The organism is Mesorhizobium sp. B2-8-9 (assembly GCF_006439475.1).
In the GTDB taxonomy this organism is placed as follows: domain Bacteria; phylum Pseudomonadota; class Alphaproteobacteria; order Rhizobiales; family Rhizobiaceae; genus Mesorhizobium.
Genome location: NZ_VFTQ01000014.1, coordinates 77,758 through 92,933, shown reverse-complemented (window position 1 = coordinate 92,933; position 15,176 = coordinate 77,758). Strand labels below are relative to the sequence as shown.

General features: G+C 63.8%; 16 protein-coding genes. 9 read left to right on the top strand and 7 right to left on the bottom strand.

What is annotated here, in order from left to right:
* Window positions 1-35: 35 nt before the first annotated feature.
* The 6 genes from iolE (at window position 36) to phnN (ending at window position 5,255) form a co-directional block, all read left to right on the top strand.
* Window positions 36-950, top strand: a complete 915-nt coding sequence (gene iolE, locus FJ423_RS18025) for a myo-inosose-2 dehydratase (protein ID WP_140843606.1) — start codon at window positions 36-38, stop codon at window positions 948-950.
* 64 nt (window positions 951-1,014) lie between these two features.
* Window positions 1,015-1,227 carry a DUF3329 domain-containing protein gene (locus FJ423_RS18020; protein ID WP_095768043.1) on the top strand — a complete coding sequence of 71 codons (213 nt, stop codon included), beginning with the start codon at window positions 1,015-1,017 and terminating at the stop codon, window positions 1,225-1,227.
* A gap of 377 nt (window positions 1,228-1,604) precedes the next feature.
* Window positions 1,605-2,417 (top strand): 5-deoxy-glucuronate isomerase, encoded by an 813-nt coding sequence (gene iolB, locus FJ423_RS18015; protein ID WP_140843604.1) that lies wholly within the window; start codon window positions 1,605-1,607, stop codon window positions 2,415-2,417.
* A 245-nt stretch (window positions 2,418-2,662) separates the two neighbouring features.
* On the top strand, window positions 2,663-3,370 hold the full coding sequence (locus tag FJ423_RS18010; RefSeq protein ID WP_140843602.1) for a DUF1045 domain-containing protein: 708 nt from the start codon (window positions 2,663-2,665) through the stop codon (window positions 3,368-3,370).
* A 122-nt stretch (window positions 3,371-3,492) separates the two neighbouring features.
* Window positions 3,493-4,632, top strand: coding sequence for an alpha-D-ribose 1-methylphosphonate 5-triphosphate diphosphatase (locus FJ423_RS18005; protein WP_140843600.1), 1,140 nt, complete (start codon window positions 3,493-3,495; stop codon window positions 4,630-4,632).
* Complete coding sequence (phnN, locus tag FJ423_RS18000) at window positions 4,629-5,255, top strand: phosphonate metabolism protein/1,5-bisphosphokinase (PRPP-forming) PhnN (protein WP_181174826.1); 627 nt, start codon at window positions 4,629-4,631, stop codon at window positions 5,253-5,255. Before FJ423_RS18005 ends, phnN begins: the two co-directional genes overlap by 4 nt.
* Before the next feature lie 201 nt (window positions 5,256-5,456).
* Here phnN and FJ423_RS17995 read toward each other — a convergent pair whose 3' ends face one another.
* From FJ423_RS17995 to FJ423_RS17965, 7 genes are all read right to left on the bottom strand, one after another.
* Window positions 5,457-6,272: an ATP-binding cassette domain-containing protein gene (locus FJ423_RS17995; RefSeq protein WP_140843598.1), complete on the bottom strand. Its 816-nt coding sequence runs from the start codon at window positions 6,270-6,272 to the stop codon at window positions 5,457-5,459.
* A complete protein-coding gene (locus FJ423_RS17990; RefSeq protein ID WP_224631606.1) occupies window positions 6,272-7,003 on the bottom strand; it encodes an ABC transporter permease in 732 nt (243 codons plus the stop codon). The genes FJ423_RS17995 and FJ423_RS17990 overlap by 1 nt, the downstream gene beginning before the upstream one ends.
* 9 nt (window positions 7,004-7,012) lie before the next feature.
* On the bottom strand, window positions 7,013-7,759 hold the full coding sequence (locus tag FJ423_RS17985; protein ID WP_140843596.1) for an ABC transporter permease subunit: 747 nt from the start codon (window positions 7,757-7,759) through the stop codon (window positions 7,013-7,015).
* A gap of 86 nt (window positions 7,760-7,845) precedes the next feature.
* Window positions 7,846-8,688 (bottom strand): transporter substrate-binding domain-containing protein, encoded by an 843-nt coding sequence (locus FJ423_RS17980; RefSeq protein ID WP_140843594.1) that lies wholly within the window; start codon window positions 8,686-8,688, stop codon window positions 7,846-7,848.
* Between the two features lie 192 nt (window positions 8,689-8,880).
* Entirely contained in the window at window positions 8,881-9,876 is a 996-nt protein-coding gene (locus tag FJ423_RS17975; RefSeq protein WP_095768037.1) for an ABC transporter permease, read from the bottom strand.
* Entirely contained in the window at window positions 9,873-11,438 is a 1,566-nt protein-coding gene (locus tag FJ423_RS17970; RefSeq protein ID WP_140843706.1) for a sugar ABC transporter ATP-binding protein, read from the bottom strand. Before FJ423_RS17970 ends, FJ423_RS17975 begins: the two co-directional genes overlap by 4 nt.
* A 120-nt stretch (window positions 11,439-11,558) precedes the next feature.
* A complete protein-coding gene (locus FJ423_RS17965; protein WP_140843592.1) occupies window positions 11,559-12,521 on the bottom strand; it encodes a sugar-binding protein in 963 nt (320 codons plus the stop codon).
* 610 nt (window positions 12,522-13,131) lie between these two features.
* Between FJ423_RS17965 and FJ423_RS17960 the strand changes: the two genes are divergently transcribed.
* The 3 genes from FJ423_RS17960 (at window position 13,132) to FJ423_RS17950 (ending at window position 15,170) form a co-directional block, all read left to right on the top strand.
* Entirely contained in the window at window positions 13,132-14,238 is a 1,107-nt protein-coding gene (locus tag FJ423_RS17960) for a LacI family DNA-binding transcriptional regulator (protein ID WP_181174825.1), read from the top strand.
* Window positions 14,239-14,328: 90 nt separating this feature from the next.
* The gene (locus tag FJ423_RS17955; RefSeq protein WP_095768034.1) at window positions 14,329-14,634 is read left to right on the top strand and encodes a DUF1778 domain-containing protein; all 306 of its coding nucleotides are present in this window, start codon (window positions 14,329-14,331) and stop codon (window positions 14,632-14,634) included.
* A complete protein-coding gene (locus tag FJ423_RS17950; RefSeq protein ID WP_140843589.1) occupies window positions 14,634-15,170 on the top strand; it encodes a GNAT family N-acetyltransferase in 537 nt (178 codons plus the stop codon). Before FJ423_RS17955 ends, FJ423_RS17950 begins: the two co-directional genes overlap by 1 nt.
* Window positions 15,171-15,176 lie beyond the last annotated feature (6 nt).

Below are 15,176 nucleotides of genomic sequence, written 5' to 3'. Positions count from 1 at the left end.
ACCGGCTCGCAACGAACCGACATTGGAGTGACGACTTGAAAGCCAAACTGGGCATGTCCCCCATCGCATGGTGGAATGACGATCTCGTGGAATTGAGCGATGACGTGTCGCTGGAAGAATGCCTGCGCCAGTCGCGCTCGGCCGGCTTCACCGGCATGGAGATGGGCCGCCGCTTCCCCAACGATCCGAAGGTGATGCTGCCGATCCTGAAGGAGGCCGACGTCACGCTTTGCGGCGGCTGGTTCTCGGGCACGCTTGTCAACGAGGACATTTCCCGGAACAAGGACCGCATCCAGCCGATGATCGACCTGTTCAAGGCGGTCGACGCGCCCTGCATCGTCTATGGCGAGGTCGGCCGGTCCATTCAGGGCGACCGCTCCAAGCCTCTGGCCACCAAGCCCAAACTTTCAGACGACGAGATGAAGGCTTATGGCCGGCGCGTCACCGAGTTCGGCGAGTGGTGCGCCGAGCAAGGCATGCCGCTCTCCTACCATCACCATATGGCGGCGGTGGTCGAGACCGAGCCGGAGCTCGACGCCTTCATGCGCAACTCCGGCGAAGGCATTCCGCTGCTGCTCGACGCCGGCCATCTCGCCTTTGCCGGCGGCGACGTGCTGCGCGCCATTGACAATCACCACAAGCGCATCAACCACGTCCATGTGAAGGATGTTCGCATGGGCGTGATCGACGGGCTCGACCGCACGAAACAGTCCTTCCTCGACGCCGTGGCGCTCGGCGCCTTCACCGTGCCGGGCGACGGCTCACTCGATTTCGGCGCCATCGTGCAGCGTTTCGCCGATCATGGCTATGAAGGCTGGTTCGTGGTCGAGGCCGAGCAGGATCCGAAGAAGAACCCGCCGCTCAAGATGGCCCAGGTCGGCCACAAGGAACTTATGCGGGTGATGACGGCCGCCGGCTATACGGTCGAGACGCAGGGTTTTCCGGCCTGAGCAGTGGATTAGTCGGGGCGCCCGGTTTATCCGTTGTGCTTTGGGCAAATCCTGGATTGGCGCGATGAAAGACTATGAGCATCCCTTCTTCCGGCCGCTGTGGCGCCGTATCGCGGTCGTCGCGGTCTGCCTGGTCTGGTCGGTGATCGAATTCGCGTCCGGCACGCCGTTCTGGGGCGTCATCGCGCTGGGCTTCGCCGGCTATGCCGTGTGGCAGTTTTTCTACCTCTATAAGCCGATTGAGGAGAACAAGGCCGAACCCGGACCGAAGGAGTGACTAATCCATGGCTCAGAAGCGTCTACGGATCGGATACTGCGTGCATGGCGGATCGCATGCGTTGGCGATTAGCCGAAACGCCCCTCGCTTCGTCATCCTAGGGCGGAGCAAGGAGCGCAGCGACGTAGCGCAGACCCTAGGATCCATTCCGTGACTTCGAAGCAGCCGCTGCGGTACAGAATTCTGCTCCGCAGCGCCCTTCGATTGAGGTAACGGCATGGATTCTAGGGTCTCCGCGACGGAGCTGCGCTCCTGCTTCGCCCTAGAATGTCGAAGTTTGGAGGCCTCGGCCAATCTCGAAGGTTGTGTTGGTTCTGTCAGCCGGCAAGATCCTTGATCCGCAACCAACGAAGGCCAACGGAATAGGAGAGACAAAAATGTCGAAACTGCTCGTCAAGGCCGACAAAGGCCACGGCCATGTCGCTCACGTCACGCCGCAAAGCGCCGGCTGGACCTATGTCGGTTTCGACCTGCACCGGCTGAAAGCGGGCGAGACGGTGTCCGGCAAAACCGGCGAGCGCGAGGTCTGCCTGGTGTTCGTCACCGGAAAGGGCAAGACATCGGCCGGCGGCAAGGACCTCGGCCTGCTCGGCGAGCGCATGTCGCCCTTCGAAGGCAAGCCGTGGTCGGTCTATGTGCCGCAAGGCGCCGACTGGTCGGTGACCGCCGATACCGAGCTGGAACTCGCCGTCTGCTCGGCGCCCGGCCTCGGTGGCCGTCTGCCGGTGCGCGTCATCGGACCTGACGATCTCGGCCAGGAGGTGCGCGGCAAGGGCACCAACACGCGCTACGTCACCAACATCCTGCCCGAGGGCAAGCCGGCGGATTCGCTGCTGGTGGTCGAGGTGATCACGCCCGGCGGCCACACGTCGAGCTATCCGCCGCACAAGCACGACCAGGACAACCTACCGGCCGAATCCTATCTCGAGGAGACCTATTATCACCGCCTCAACCCGCCGCAGGGCTTTGCCTTCCAACGCGTCTACACCGATGCCGACCGCAACGGCGTGCGCGAGCTGGACGAGGCGATGGCGATCGAGGACGGCGATGTCGTGCTGGTGCCCAAGGGCTATCACCCTTGCGCCGCCTGCCACGGCTACGATCTTTATTACCTCAACGTCATGGCCGGACCGAAGCGGACGTGGAAATTCCACAACGCGGCCGAGCATGAATGGCTGATGAAGGCCTGATCGGCACGCCGGCAAAGCCGTTGGTCCAGCCCGGAAAAATCGTCGGCTAACGAGCTCCGTGCTGGACTTGCCTTCGAAAACCCACGAAAGCTTCGTCAATCCGTCATGGAAATCACCTATGGCAGCGGTTCCGGTGCATGTCGCCGCAAGCGCTCCGGCGTTTGGGCCACGGCTTGCCAAGACAATGACTTGAAGCGCGTCGCATATTCCTTTGGGGCGCGCAGCGCGCTTGACGAGGAACGCCCATGCGCTACGCGATCTACTACACCCCGGGGCAGGACGAGAAGCTGGCGCGCATTGCCGCCAACTGGCTGGGCCGCGACCCGTTCGGCGCGGCGACGCGGCCGGTCGAGGCCGTGGGCGATCTTTCGGCCGCGGAAGTCGCTTTCCATACTGCCTCTGCCCGGCGCTACGGATTCCACGCGACGCTGAAAGCCCCGTTCCGGCTGGCGCCGAACGAGACGGAAGCTTCGCTGCGCGCCGCGCTCGATGCTTTCGCCGAGGCGACGCCGCCTGTGATCATCCCGCGTCTCGTCGTCGGCCAGATCGACGGCTTTTTCGCGCTGGTGCCGGAAGCGCAGTTTGCGCCACTCAACGATTTCGCCGGCGAGGTGGTGCGCGCCTTCGATCCGTTCCGCGCGCCGCTGACGGAGGCCGAGATCGAGCGCCGCAGTCCCGATGCGCTGAAGCCGGACGAGTTCCGCAACCTCTGCCAATGGGGTTATCCTTACGTCTTCGACACGTTCCGCTTCCACATGACGCTGTCGGGGCGGGTCGGGCCACAGGAAAGCCCACGTCTTCGTGCAGCGATCGACGGCCTGTTCGCCGATGTGCTGCGGCAGCCGGTGCCGGTGGATGCGCTGACATTGTTCGTCGAAAGCGAGCCCGGCGCCCCGTTCATGGTGCTTTCCCATCATGCGCTTGGCCGCAGGCCTGCCCGCAAGACCGCATAGGACGGATCAGCGGAAACGCTGAACCGCCCTATCTTTTTGTTTACGCAATTCCGGACGGAAAACCGCAAAGCACTTTTCCTGGAATTGCTCTGAAACGACTGCTTGAGATAGGACCGCCCGAGATGACCGCCGAAACCGTTCTCACCAATGCCCGCATCGTGCTGCCCGATGAAATTGTCGAGGGCTCGCTGTTGTTGCGCGACGGCCTGATTGCCGCCGTCGAGCCGGGGGCTGCCCGCGCCGGCGAGGACATGGGCGGCGACTACATCATCCCAGGTCTTGTCGAGCTGCACACCGATCACCTCGAAGGCCACTACGCGCCGCGCCCGAAAGTGCGCTGGAACCCGATCGCCGCCGTGCTTGCCCATGACGCCCAGGTGGCGACCGCCGGCATCACGACGGTGCTCGACGCCTTGCGCGTCGGCATGGACGAGGATGCCGACCTGAAATCTGACGACGTTCGCAAGCTGGCCGACGCGATTGAGGACAGCGTGCGCCAGGACAGGCTCAGGGCCGACCATTTCATCCATCTGCGCTGCGAGGTCTCGGCGCCGGACTGCCTCGAGGCTTTCGCCAATTTCGAGACCGACGAGCGGGTTAAGCTCGCCTCGCTGATGGATCACGCGCCCGGACAGCGCCAGTTCGTCAACCTCGAGACCTATGCCTACTACTACCAGCGCAAGCTGAAGCTGACGGACCGCGACTTCCAGAAATTCTGCGAGAAGCGGATGGCCGAATCGGCCCGCAATTCCGGTCCGAACCGCGTCTTCATCTCGGCCGCCTGCCAGGAGCGCGGCATCGTGCTGGCGAGCCATGACGACGCGACCGCCGGCCATGTCGACGAAGCGATCGAGCAGGGCGTGCGCGTCGCCGAGTTCCCGACGACGCAAGAGGCGGCCAAGGCCTCGAAAGCCGCAGGCCTCGGCGTGCTGATGGGCGCGCCGAACGTCATGCGCGGCGCCTCGCATTCCGGCAATGTCTCGGCGCGCACGCTTGCCGCCGACGGCCTGCTCGACATCCTTTCATCCGACTACATCCCCTTCAGCCTGATCCAGTCGGCCTTCTTCCTTGGCGATGTCGTCGACGGCATCTCGCTGCCGCAGGCGGTCGCCATGGTCTCGAAGAACCCGGCCGAAGCGATCGGCCTCGCCGACCGCGGCGTCGTCGAGCCCGGCCGCCGGGCCGACCTGGTGCGGGTGCGCGTGGACGACCATGTGCCGGTCGTGCGCACCGTGTGGCGTCAGGGCGGCCGGGTCGCATGATGGTCTCGGCCCTCATCGAGCGCGAGCTGGCCGACAGCCTGCCGATTCGCAACGGCGTCTTCGTCGCGGTGGTCGGCCCGAGCGGCGCCGGCAAGGACACGCTGATCGGCTACGCCAAGGCGCGCTTTGCCGGCGAGACGCGGCTGGAATTCGTGCGCCGTGTCATCACCAGGCCGAGCGACACGGCAAGCGAGGACCACGACACGCTGGCCGATGCCGCCTTTGCCGAGGCGGAGGCGGACGGCGCCTTCTCGCTGTGCTGGGACGCGCACGGCCTGCGCTATGGCCTGCCGGCCGATGTCGACTGGGCCGTGGCCAACGGTCATGTAGCCGTGGCGAATGTCTCTCGATCGGTCATCCCGGCGCTGCGCGAGCGCTACGCCAACCTGGCCGTGGTCGAGATCACCGCCACGCCGGAGATCCTCGCCGAGCGGCTGGCGGCGCGCGGCCGTGAATCGCGCGGCGAAGTGCTTGCCCGCCTGGCGCGGAGCACAAGCGTCAAGCTGACGGGACCGGACGTGACCTCGATCGACAACAGCGGCGACAAGGAAATCGCCGGCGAACGCTTCGCCGAGGTGCTGCGCAAGGCGATGGCGTTCTCGGATCTGTCGGACATGATCTAGCGCTTTCCCTTCTCCCCCTGTGGGAGAAGGTGGATCGGCGCGAAGCGCCGAGACGGATGAGGGGTGCTCCAGCTTGGCGGTGGCTTTCGCCTGGCAGCACCGTTGTGCCCAAACGCCAGCGCCTCGCTCCGTCCAGCACCCCTCATCCGGCCGCTTCGCGGCCACCTTCTCCCACAAGGGGAGAAGGTGAAACGCAGCGCTTCACTTATTGAAGTTGGCGATGAACTGCTTGAACTGCGGCGTCGACGGCCTGGCGAACATCTCCTTCGGTTCGCCGGCCGAATCCACCTCGCCCTTGTGCAGGAACATCACCTTGCTCGACACGTCGCGGGCAAAACCCATCTCATGGGTGACGACCAGCATGGTGCGCCCTTCTTCTGCCAGCGAGCGCATGACGCGCAGCACCTCGCCGACCAGTTCCGGATCGAGCGCCGATGTCGGCTCGTCGAACAGCATCACCTTGGGATTCATCGCCAGCGCGCGAGCTATTGCCGCGCGCTGCTGCTGGCCGCCCGACATGTGGGGCGGATAGTAGTTGCGGCGCTCCCATATACCGACGCGCTTCAGCAATGCCTCGGCCTGCTCCAGGCACTCCGCGCGCGGCCGCTTCAGCACATGCGTCGGCGCGGCGACGAGGTTTTCCAGCACGGTCATGTGCGACCACAGATTGAAGCTCTGGAAAACCATGGCGAGGTTGGCGCGGATCCGCTCCACCTGGCGGATGTCGGCGGGCATCTGGTGGCCGTCGCGACCCCGCTTCATCTTGATGAGCTCGCCGTCCACCCGCACTTCGCCGGAATCCGGGGTCTCCAGGAGATTGATACAGCGCAGCATCGTGCTCTTGCCGGAGCCCGAGGAGCCGAGAATGGAAATCACATCGCCCTTGTGCGCCTCGAGCGAAATGCCCTTGAGCACCTCATGATCGCCGAAGCACTTGCGCAGATCTTTTACGCTGATGGCTGGCGTCTCATCGGAGGACGGCGCGGCTTTCGCGGCAGCGGCGACATTTGCCGACATCACAACACCTCCGGTACGGGTTTGACTTGCTGGCTCTGCTCGGGCGGGGGACGCAGATGCGGCGAAAGCCGGTGCTCGACCCAGGCGAACAACCGGGCGATCGACAGGTTGAGAAGCAGGTAGATCACGCCGGCGCAGGTCAGCACCTCAATCGGCCGGAACGTGTCATGCTGGATCTTCTGCGCCGTTCCCATCATCTCCATGATGGTGACCACGGACGCCAGCGCGGTTGCCTTGGTCATGAGGATGATTTCGGTCGAATAGGCCGGCAACGCAAGCCGCAGCGCGATCGGCAGCGTGACGAGGCGGAAGCGGGTGAAGGCCGACATGCCGAACGCCTTGGCCGCCTCGATCTGGCCGACAGGCACCGCGCGCAGCGCGCCGCGGAAAATCTCGCTCTCATAAGCCGCAGTATTCAAGGCCATGGCGACGATGGTGCAGTACATCGGATCGCGCAGGATCGGCCACAGGATCGGGCTGTGGCGCACGAAGTCGAACTGGGAGAGCCCGAAATAGACCAGATAAAGCTGCACCAATAACGGCGACCCGCGGAAGACGAAGACATAGGCGCGGGTGAAATACTCGCCCGATTTGTAGCCGGAAGCCCGCAGCCAGGTCAGGCCGGTGGCGATGATGAGCCCGAAGGCGATGCCGAAGAACCAGATCTCGAGCGTCAGCGGCAGCGCCTTCAGCACGCTCCACATGGTCGAAAGGTAAAAGTCGAAATCCACCGCCACCTCTTATTTCGGCCGTGTGAAGCTTCGGGAGGTGTAACGCTCGGCCCTGTCGAAGATCGGCGTCGAGATCGAGGTCATCACCAGATAGAGGATGCCGGCGAGCGTGTAGAAAAGCAGCGAATGATGCGTCGAGCGCGCTGCCTTGTTGGCGGTGAGCATCAGCTCGGCGACGCCGGTGACCGAGATCAGCGCCGAATCCTTGATGGTCAATTGCCAGACATTGCCCAGCCCCGGCACCGCGAGACGCAAGACCTGCGGCATGATCACTAGGCGAAACCGCAGCCAGGCCGACATGCCGTAGGCACGCGCCGCTTCCAGCTCGCCGCGATGGATCGCCAGGAACGAGCCGCGAAAAACCTCGGCCTGGTAGGCGCCAGAAATGATGCCGACCGCGAGAACGCCGCCGAGGAAACTCGGCATGTTCAAGATGTCCGCCGAGCCGATCGATCCGGTCGAGCGCGCCACGCCGGTCAGGATCTGCGTGCCGCCATAGTAGAACAGGTAGATGATCAGGAGTTCCGGTTCGCCACGGAAGACGGTGGTGTAGCTCTCGCCGATGAATCTCAATCCGCCGCGATGCGAAAGCTTGGCCGCCGCCACCAGCGAGCCCAGCACGGCGCCGATCAGCATCGAGACGACGGTGACGGCGAGCGTCCAGGCGATGCCCCAGAGCAGTTGCACGCCCCAGCCGGCGGCCAACAGCTCATAGGCCGTCGAAACCTGATCCTTGAGATCGTTGAGAAACTCCACTTACGGCTCCTGCGGGCGCCGAGATAGGCATCGACGTATATGCTCAATGCAAAACGGGAGCAGCCTTGGCTGCTCCCGTTGCGACATTACTTGGTAATGTCGATCTTGAACCATTGCATGGAATATTTCGACACCGAACCGTCATCGAGCGCGGCCTTGAGCGCCTTGTTGTAGATGTCCTGCAGGTCCTTGTCGGTCTTGCGGAAAGCGGCGCCGATGCCCGGTCCGAGGATCGGGCCACCCTTGAATTGCGGGCCGACGAATTCCAGGTCTTTCGCATCGGGCTTGGCCAGCGTGCCGAGGAAATAGGTGGTGTCGGCGAAGGCGACGTCGATGCGGCCCGCCATCAGGTCGAGGTCGTGCTCGTCGGTGGTCTTGTATTCATGGACGTTGGCGACATCCTTGAGATATTTGTCGGCGAATGTCGCCTCCGTCGTCGAAACCTGCAGGCCGACATTCTTTCCGGTGAGCTCCTTGCGCAGCGTGTCGAGCGCCGCCTTGGATTCGGCGTCGTCCTTCGACAGATCGATCATCTTGCCGGTGTTGGACATCTGCGCCAGCGGACCGTTCTTGTCGGCCAGGAAAGCCACCGGCGACGACGCGTAGGGAATCGAGAAGTCGATGGTCTTCATGCGCTCTTCGGTGATCGACATGCCGTCCATGACGATGTCGAACTTGCCTGCCGTGAGACCGGGAATGACGCCATCCCAATCCTGCGCGACGATGCTGCATTCCAGCTTCGCGCGGGCGCAGACGTCGTTCAGGATGTCTACCTCGAAGCCGACGATCTTGCCGCTGGCGTCGGTCTGGTTCCACGGGGCGTAGGAGCCCTCCATCGCGACCGTCACGGTCTTCCAGTCCTTGGCCATAGCCGGGGTCGAACAGGTCAACGCCAGCGCGGCGAACGCGATCCAACGTGATGATGTCACGGTAATTTCTCCCATATTTTGTTCTTGGATCCCTCAGATACCATTTGCTTAGCCCAGCCCCGATTCTGCGACAAGGGCTGTTTTCCGGTTCACGCGTTGTTGCAATCCGCCCACGAATCCGGCCCTGCCCGCGGCTTCACCGCGAGCATCGATCCAATCGGAACCCGATCCGATGTGGACGGAAGAGCGAGACTACTCCGCCGGCGCGCCGGCGACGCCCCTGCGAGACGCCTCCAGCATCCGGCGCCGGGCGCGGAAGACGCCCCATTGCTGGTCGACCAGCACGCCGATCAGGATCACGCCGCCCATCACCGCGAAGTTGAGCGAGGAAGGAATGCCGAGCAGGTTGACGAGGTTCTGCAACTCCTGCAGCAGCACGGTGCCGAGGACAGCACCGACCAGCGACCCTTCGCCGCCGCGCAGCGAGAAGCCGCCCAGCACCGCCGCGGCGATGGCATAAAGCTCATAGAACTGGCCGTGGCTCGCCGGCGAGATCGAGCGCGTGTACATGGCGAAATAGATCGCCGACAGCGCCGTCAGCACGCCGCAGATGACATAGGCGGCGATGATCACCCGGCCCGTGCGGATGCCGGAATATTTCGCCGCTTCCTCGTTCTTGCCGATCGCATAGAGATAGCGGCCGAAGACCGAGCGGTGCAGCACCACCCACATAACGATGGCGATGACGATCAGCGCGATGAAGCTGTTCGGCAGGCCGTAGGAGCGGCCCGCGGTCAGGAACTCGAGCGTCGGGAAGTTCTGCCCGAACGCGAAGCCCGCCGTGCCGTCGGCGGTATAGAAGCGCGCCACGCCGCGATAGATAAGCAGGCCGCACAGCGTCACCACGAAGGGCTGCAGTTTCAGCCGCGTGATCAGCCAGCCATGCACGAAGCCGATGATGGCGCCGAGCGCGAGGATCAGCACGAAGGCAAGCGGCCAGCTCACCTCGCGCACCGCGATGAAGTCGATGAACAGCGTGCCGAGCAGGGCGATCACCGAGCCGACCGACAATTCGATGCCGCCGGTGATGATGACGAAGGCCTGGCCGATCGACAGGATGCCGAACAGTGCGACCAGGTTGGAGGTGTTGGCGAGATTGATCGCCGACAGGAAGCGCGGGTTGATGGCCGTCACCACCGCGCCGACCACCAGGATCAGGATCAGCAGGCCGAGATCTTTCTTGCTCATAGCGCTCCTCCCGCCGCTTGCAGCAGTTTCGGCTTCTTGCCGACCGCCAGCAAGAGCACGTTCTCCTGGCTGAAATCGTCCTTATCGAGGATGCCGGAGATCTGCCCCTCATGCATGACCGCGATGCGGTCCGACACGCCGATCACTTCTTCCATGTCGCTGGAAATCATCAGCACGGCGACGCCGGCATCGGCGAGCGCCCGCATCAGCCCGTAGATCTCCGCCTTGGCGCCGATGTCGATACCGCGCGTCGGCTCGTCCAGGATCATCACCTTGGGGTTCATCGCCAGCCATTTGGCCAGGACCACCTTCTGCTGGTTGCCGCCCGACAGCGTGCCGGTGCGGGTGAGCACCGACGGCGCCTTTATGCCGAGGTTCTTCTTCTGCTTTTCGGCTGTCGCGAGCTCGGCGCCGACCGAGACCAGCGAGCGCCTGGCATGGGCCGGCAGGTTGGGCAATGAAATGTTCTGCGCGATCGACAGGTCCAGCAGTATGCCGGTGAGCTTGCGGTCCTCCGGCACAAGGAAGATGCCATTCGCCACCGCATCCGCCGCCGATGTCACATTCAGCGGCTTGCCGTCGAGCGTGACGCTGCCGGCCAACCGCTCTTCGATGCCGAACAGCACGCGCGCCAGCTCCGTGCGGCCGGAGCCGACCAGGCCCGCCAGGCCGAGGATCTCCGCGCGCCTCAGTTCGATGCTGACCGGCCGGTCCGGATAGGTGCTGGTGCGGATCGCATCCGCCGACAGGGCTACGCTGCCCGGAGCCCGCGCGGCCTCGCCGGCCTTCTCGCGCTCCTTCAGCATGCGGCCGATCATCAGCCTGACCATCTCGTCGTGATTGATGTGGCTCTTGGGAAGGGTGCCGGCCAGCGTGCCGTCGCGCAGCACCACGACGCGGTCGGCGACGCGCTCGATCTCATGCAGCCGGTGCGAGATGAAGATGACGCTGATGCCTTGCGCCTTCAGGCCCTTGATGACGTCGAGCAGCTTTTCGGTTTCCGCCATCGGCAGGCTGGAAGTAGGCTCGTCGAGGATGACAAGGCGGGCCTTGATCGACAGCGCCTTGGCGATCTCGACCATCTGCTGCTGCGCGAGCGACAGCGATGCCACCGGCGCGTCGGCCGAGAAATTGGCGCCGACGCGCTTTAGCAGCGGCGCCACCATCTCGCGCAGTTTCGCGCGGTCGACCAGCCTCAGCGGCCCGGCGCGCAGCGGCTCGCGGCCGAAGAAGATGTTGGCGGCGACGTCGAGATTTTCGAAGAGGTTCAATTCCTGGTGCACGAAGGCGATGCCGGAGCCGATGCTCTGCTCGACGATCAGCGCGTCGTGCGCCGCGCCATCGACGGTGATGGTGCCGCTGTCCGGCCGCGTCACACCGCCGAGGATCTTCATCAGCGTCGATTTGCCGGCGCCGTTTTCGCCGACCAGGCCTATGACCTCGCCGGGCCGGACCTCCATCGAGAATCTGTCCAGCGCCACAACGCCCGGATAGGTCTTGCGCACGGCCTCGAGGCTCAGGAACGGAGCGGTGGTCGGTTGAGTGGAATCGGTAGAGGTCATCACGCCATAGTTTACCGCACGGGGCAACAGCCGGTGGCCACAGACTGACGGGCCTTGGCAGGTCCGTCAATACGAACGCCGGCTCAAGGCGAACCTTGAGCCGGCGCAACTGTCCTGAGCTTACTTGCCCTGCATCGCCTTGAGGTTGGCGGCGTAGGCGTCCACATCATCCTTGCCGATGATCTTGGTCGGGATGATGATCAGGTTGTTGGCCGGGATGCCCGACTTGTCGCCCTTGAGGTAGGAAGCCATCAGCTTCATGCCCTGATAGGCCCATTCGAACGGCTGCTGCACCACGGTCGCGGCGACGGTGCCTTCCTTGACGCCGCCCAGCGTGATCGGATCGTCGTCGAAGCCGACGACGGTGATCTGGCCGAGCTTGCCGGCGTCGCGCAGCGCTTCATAGATGCGCGGCGTGTTGTAGGAATAGAAGCCGACCATGCAGGTGATATCGGGGCTGGCGACCAGCGCGTCCTCGACGTTCTTCTTGGCACGCGCCTGGTCGATGTCGTCGCCGCGCACGTCGACCAGCTCGATCTTGCTGCCGGCGAGCCCGTCCTTCATGCCCTGGATGCGCTCCTTGGCGTTGTCGGCGCCGAGCAGGCCGACGAAGCCCAGGCACTTGCCGCCGTTGGGCATCGCCTTCTTGGCGATTTCGGCCGCCTGTTTGCCGGCATCGACGTTGGACGAGCCGATATAAGCGACGCGCTTGGTCTGCGGCGCATCCGAGTCGGTGGTGAACAGCGCGGTTTCCGACGCGATCTTGTTCAATCCGTCGGTCGAGGTCTTGGGATCGACGGCCGAGACCATGATGCCCTTGACGCCTGCCGTCACCAGATCATCCATCAGCCGCTGCTGGATGGCGACCGAAGACTGTTCCGGATATTTGAGCTCGAGATTGTAGTCGGGCAGTTCGCCCTGCGCCTTCTTCACGCCGGCTTCCGCCGCCTTCCAGAAGTCTGACGCACCGTTGACGACGAAGGCCAGCGTCGGCTTGTCGTCGGCGCGCACGCTGGCGCTTGCCGACAGGCCTAATGCCAAGGCCGCCGCGGCGACGGATGCGTTGCGTATCATGGATTTCATAGTTCAACCTCCCTTGTAGAACTCTTCGCTGATGTCTCGGCTGCGGCACGGATAACCCTCCTCCTCAAGGGTGTGGCGCAAAGGTCCGCCGACTTAAGAACGGTTCCGATCCGGCCGCGGTCGAGACACTAGACACTCATGTGGCATTCGTAAATAGTCCGATTTGTCTGACATTTTCGTGAGGATGGACACGCGCCCAAACCGGCCATCCCGCCGGCTTTCGAGCGAGCATCCTTCGCACTTTGCCGGCACCGAGCGGAAGCCCGGACGGTTACGACGAGTTGACAGTAGAACGCTTACAGCTATTAGTAAAGAGTATTAGTTTTGGGATGAGGCGCGTGCTTTCGAAGCGGAGGAGACGCTGGTCGAAAGATGCGCCGAGAGTGAGGAGAGCACGTGCGCAAAAGCGTTCTATCGCATGGAAACCCGTAGAAATTGTCAGCGCTGCTGACTTATCGGACTGATTTCGTCGCGACGCGGCGCGGCCGGCGATTTGCATGTCGCGCTTGATAATACTTATTATCAATAGTGTGTTTCAGATGAGCGTGCCGACCATCTTGCCGTTGCAATCGGCCTTTGCTTTGGAGCCGGCCGGGTTTGGGAACCGACCATGAGTGAACCGACGGAACTGCGCGATCCTCCCGGGGCTTCCAGGCGCCGCAAGCCGGCCGCCAAGCCCAAAGGACGTGTCACCATGACCGACATCGCGCGCGCCGCCGGCTGCTCGCAGGCGACGGTCTCGTTCGTGCTCAACAATTCGCCGGGCATCAGGCTGTCGCAACAGACACGCGACCGGGTGATCGAGGCGGCCAGAGCGCTGGGCTATTCGCCGCCGGTCTTTTCCGCGCTGCGGCCGCCGGTGACGCCCTTCGAGGGCCTGGATGGCGTCATCGGCTTCGCGGTCGACCAGCTCGCCACCAGCCCCGAGGCGGTGGTCGCCATCGAGGGTGCGCGGCAGGCCTCGTGGAACGCCGGCAACGTGCTTCTGGTGGCGCAGACCATGGGCGACGCGGTGATGGAGCCGCGCGCCATCCAGGCGCTGACGGGGCGCGGCATCACGGCGTTGATCTATATGACCATCTTCACCCGCGAGATCGCCGCGCCGGACTTCCTCTACAGTCTCGAGATGCCGGTCATCCTGCTCAACTGCTACACCGCCGATTATGCTTTCCCGGCCGTGGTTCCCTCCGAGATCGCCGGCGGCCAGAGCGCGACGAGACACCTGATCGGCCATGGCCATCGCCGCATCGCCACCATCACCGGCGAGCCGTGGATGCAGGCGGCGCAGGATCGGCTCAAGGGCTATCGCCGCGCTCTAGCCACCGCCGACATCCCGTTCGACCCGGAACTGGTGGTCGAGGGCGACTGGTCGGCCAGCGCCGGCTATGCCGCGACGGTCAAGCTGCTCGGGCTCAAGGACCGGCCCACCGCCATCTTCTGCCAGAACGACCGCACCGCGATCGGCTGCTACGAAGCGCTGAAGGAAGCCGGCCTGCATATCCCGCAGGACATCTCCGTGGTCGGCTATGACGATGAGGAGATCGCCCGCCATCTGTTCCCGCCGCTGACTACCTCCATCCTGCCGCATCTGGCGATGGGCCAATGGGCGATCGAGCAGTTGGAGACGCCGCCGACGCCCGGCCGCGGCCGCTATCCGATCACCAAGTTGGAGTGCCCGCTGGTGGAACGGGAGAGCGTGGCAGGCGTGAAGGGATAGGATGTCCCAGATCGCCACTTCAAGGCTTGAAACGTATTGACGTTGTACTGACAATCACTAGATATCTGTCCCTGACACAGGAGGATTTCGATGGCGCAGTCCAGTCATGCTGGCAGCAATCGCAACGCAGTTCGCAAGGATGATGTGATTCAGATCCGCGCTTCGGCCGAGACGAAGGCCATTCTCAACCGCGCCGCGAGCTTGCGCGGGCAAAAACTGTCGGAGTTCATGCTGGACAGTGCGCGCAAGCAGGCCGAGGAGACCATTCTGGACCAGCGTGCCTTCTTTCTCGATGCCGACGCGCATGAGAAATTTCTTGACCTGCTTGATGCTCCGAACAAGCCGTCGCAAGAGCTTCGCGCCCGCATGACGCGCAAGCCAGCCTGGGAGCGCTGATGCCCGCTGGGCAATCGCAAGGCCCGCGAGTCCGTGCTCCGGAACGGCTGACCATCAGTCATGATGTCGCAGAATTTCGCAACGGCAGGCATCCCACCCTTGATGACTGGCTGCGAAACCGTGCCCTCGCCGGCGAGGGATTGTCTGCCCGAACCTATGTCGTCTGCGACGCGGGCACGAAAAATCGTGTCGTCGGTTACTACGCGATCTCCACGGCGATGGAAGAACGGGTCGCGCTGCCAAGCGCCAAGCTACGCCGGGGCATGCCTGAACAGGTTCCTTTGCTGCTGATAGGCCGTCTGGCGATCGATCAGGCGTTCCGGGGAATGGGCCTCGGGGGCGACCTGCTTTCCGATGCGCTCCGGCGTTGCCTCGCGGTTTCGGACATTGCCGGGGTTCGTGCCGTGGTGGCGCACGCCATCGACGACGACGCCGTTGGTTTCTACCAGCGTCACGGCTTCAATATGTCTCCGCTGGGCGAGCGCGTCATGCTGATGCCGATCGAGACGATACAGGCGCTGTTCTCGAAAACTTGAGGCGAG

Excerpts from the sequence above, each read along its gene's own strand:
- FJ423_RS18020 (WP_095768043.1), top strand. The coding sequence starts at position 1,015 with ATGAAAGACTATGAGCATCCCTTCTTCCGGCCGCTGTGGCGCCGTATC.
- iolB (WP_140843604.1), top strand. The coding sequence starts at position 1,605 with ATGTCGAAACTGCTCGTCAAGGCCGACAAAGGCCACGGCCATGTCGCT.
- FJ423_RS18010 (WP_140843602.1), top strand. The coding sequence starts at position 2,663 with ATGCGCTACGCGATCTACTACACCCCGGGGCAGGACGAGAAGCTGGCG.
- FJ423_RS18005 (WP_140843600.1), top strand. The coding sequence starts at position 3,493 with ATGACCGCCGAAACCGTTCTCACCAATGCCCGCATCGTGCTGCCCGAT.
- phnN (WP_181174826.1), top strand. The coding sequence starts at position 4,629 with ATGATGGTCTCGGCCCTCATCGAGCGCGAGCTGGCCGACAGCCTGCCG.
- FJ423_RS17995 (WP_140843598.1), bottom strand. The coding sequence starts at position 6,272 with ATGTCGGCAAATGTCGCCGCTGCCGCGAAAGCCGCGCCGTCCTCCGAT.
- FJ423_RS17975 (WP_095768037.1), bottom strand. The coding sequence starts at position 9,876 with ATGAGCAAGAAAGATCTCGGCCTGCTGATCCTGATCCTGGTGGTCGGC.
- FJ423_RS17970 (WP_140843706.1), bottom strand. The coding sequence starts at position 11,438 with ATGACCTCTACCGATTCCACTCAACCGACCACCGCTCCGTTCCTGAGC.
- FJ423_RS17965 (WP_140843592.1), bottom strand. The coding sequence starts at position 12,521 with ATGAAATCCATGATACGCAACGCATCCGTCGCCGCGGCGGCCTTGGCA.
- FJ423_RS17960 (WP_181174825.1), top strand. The coding sequence starts at position 13,132 with ATGAGTGAACCGACGGAACTGCGCGATCCTCCCGGGGCTTCCAGGCGC.
- FJ423_RS17955 (WP_095768034.1), top strand. The coding sequence starts at position 14,329 with ATGGCGCAGTCCAGTCATGCTGGCAGCAATCGCAACGCAGTTCGCAAG.
- FJ423_RS17950 (WP_140843589.1), top strand. The coding sequence starts at position 14,634 with ATGCCCGCTGGGCAATCGCAAGGCCCGCGAGTCCGTGCTCCGGAACGG.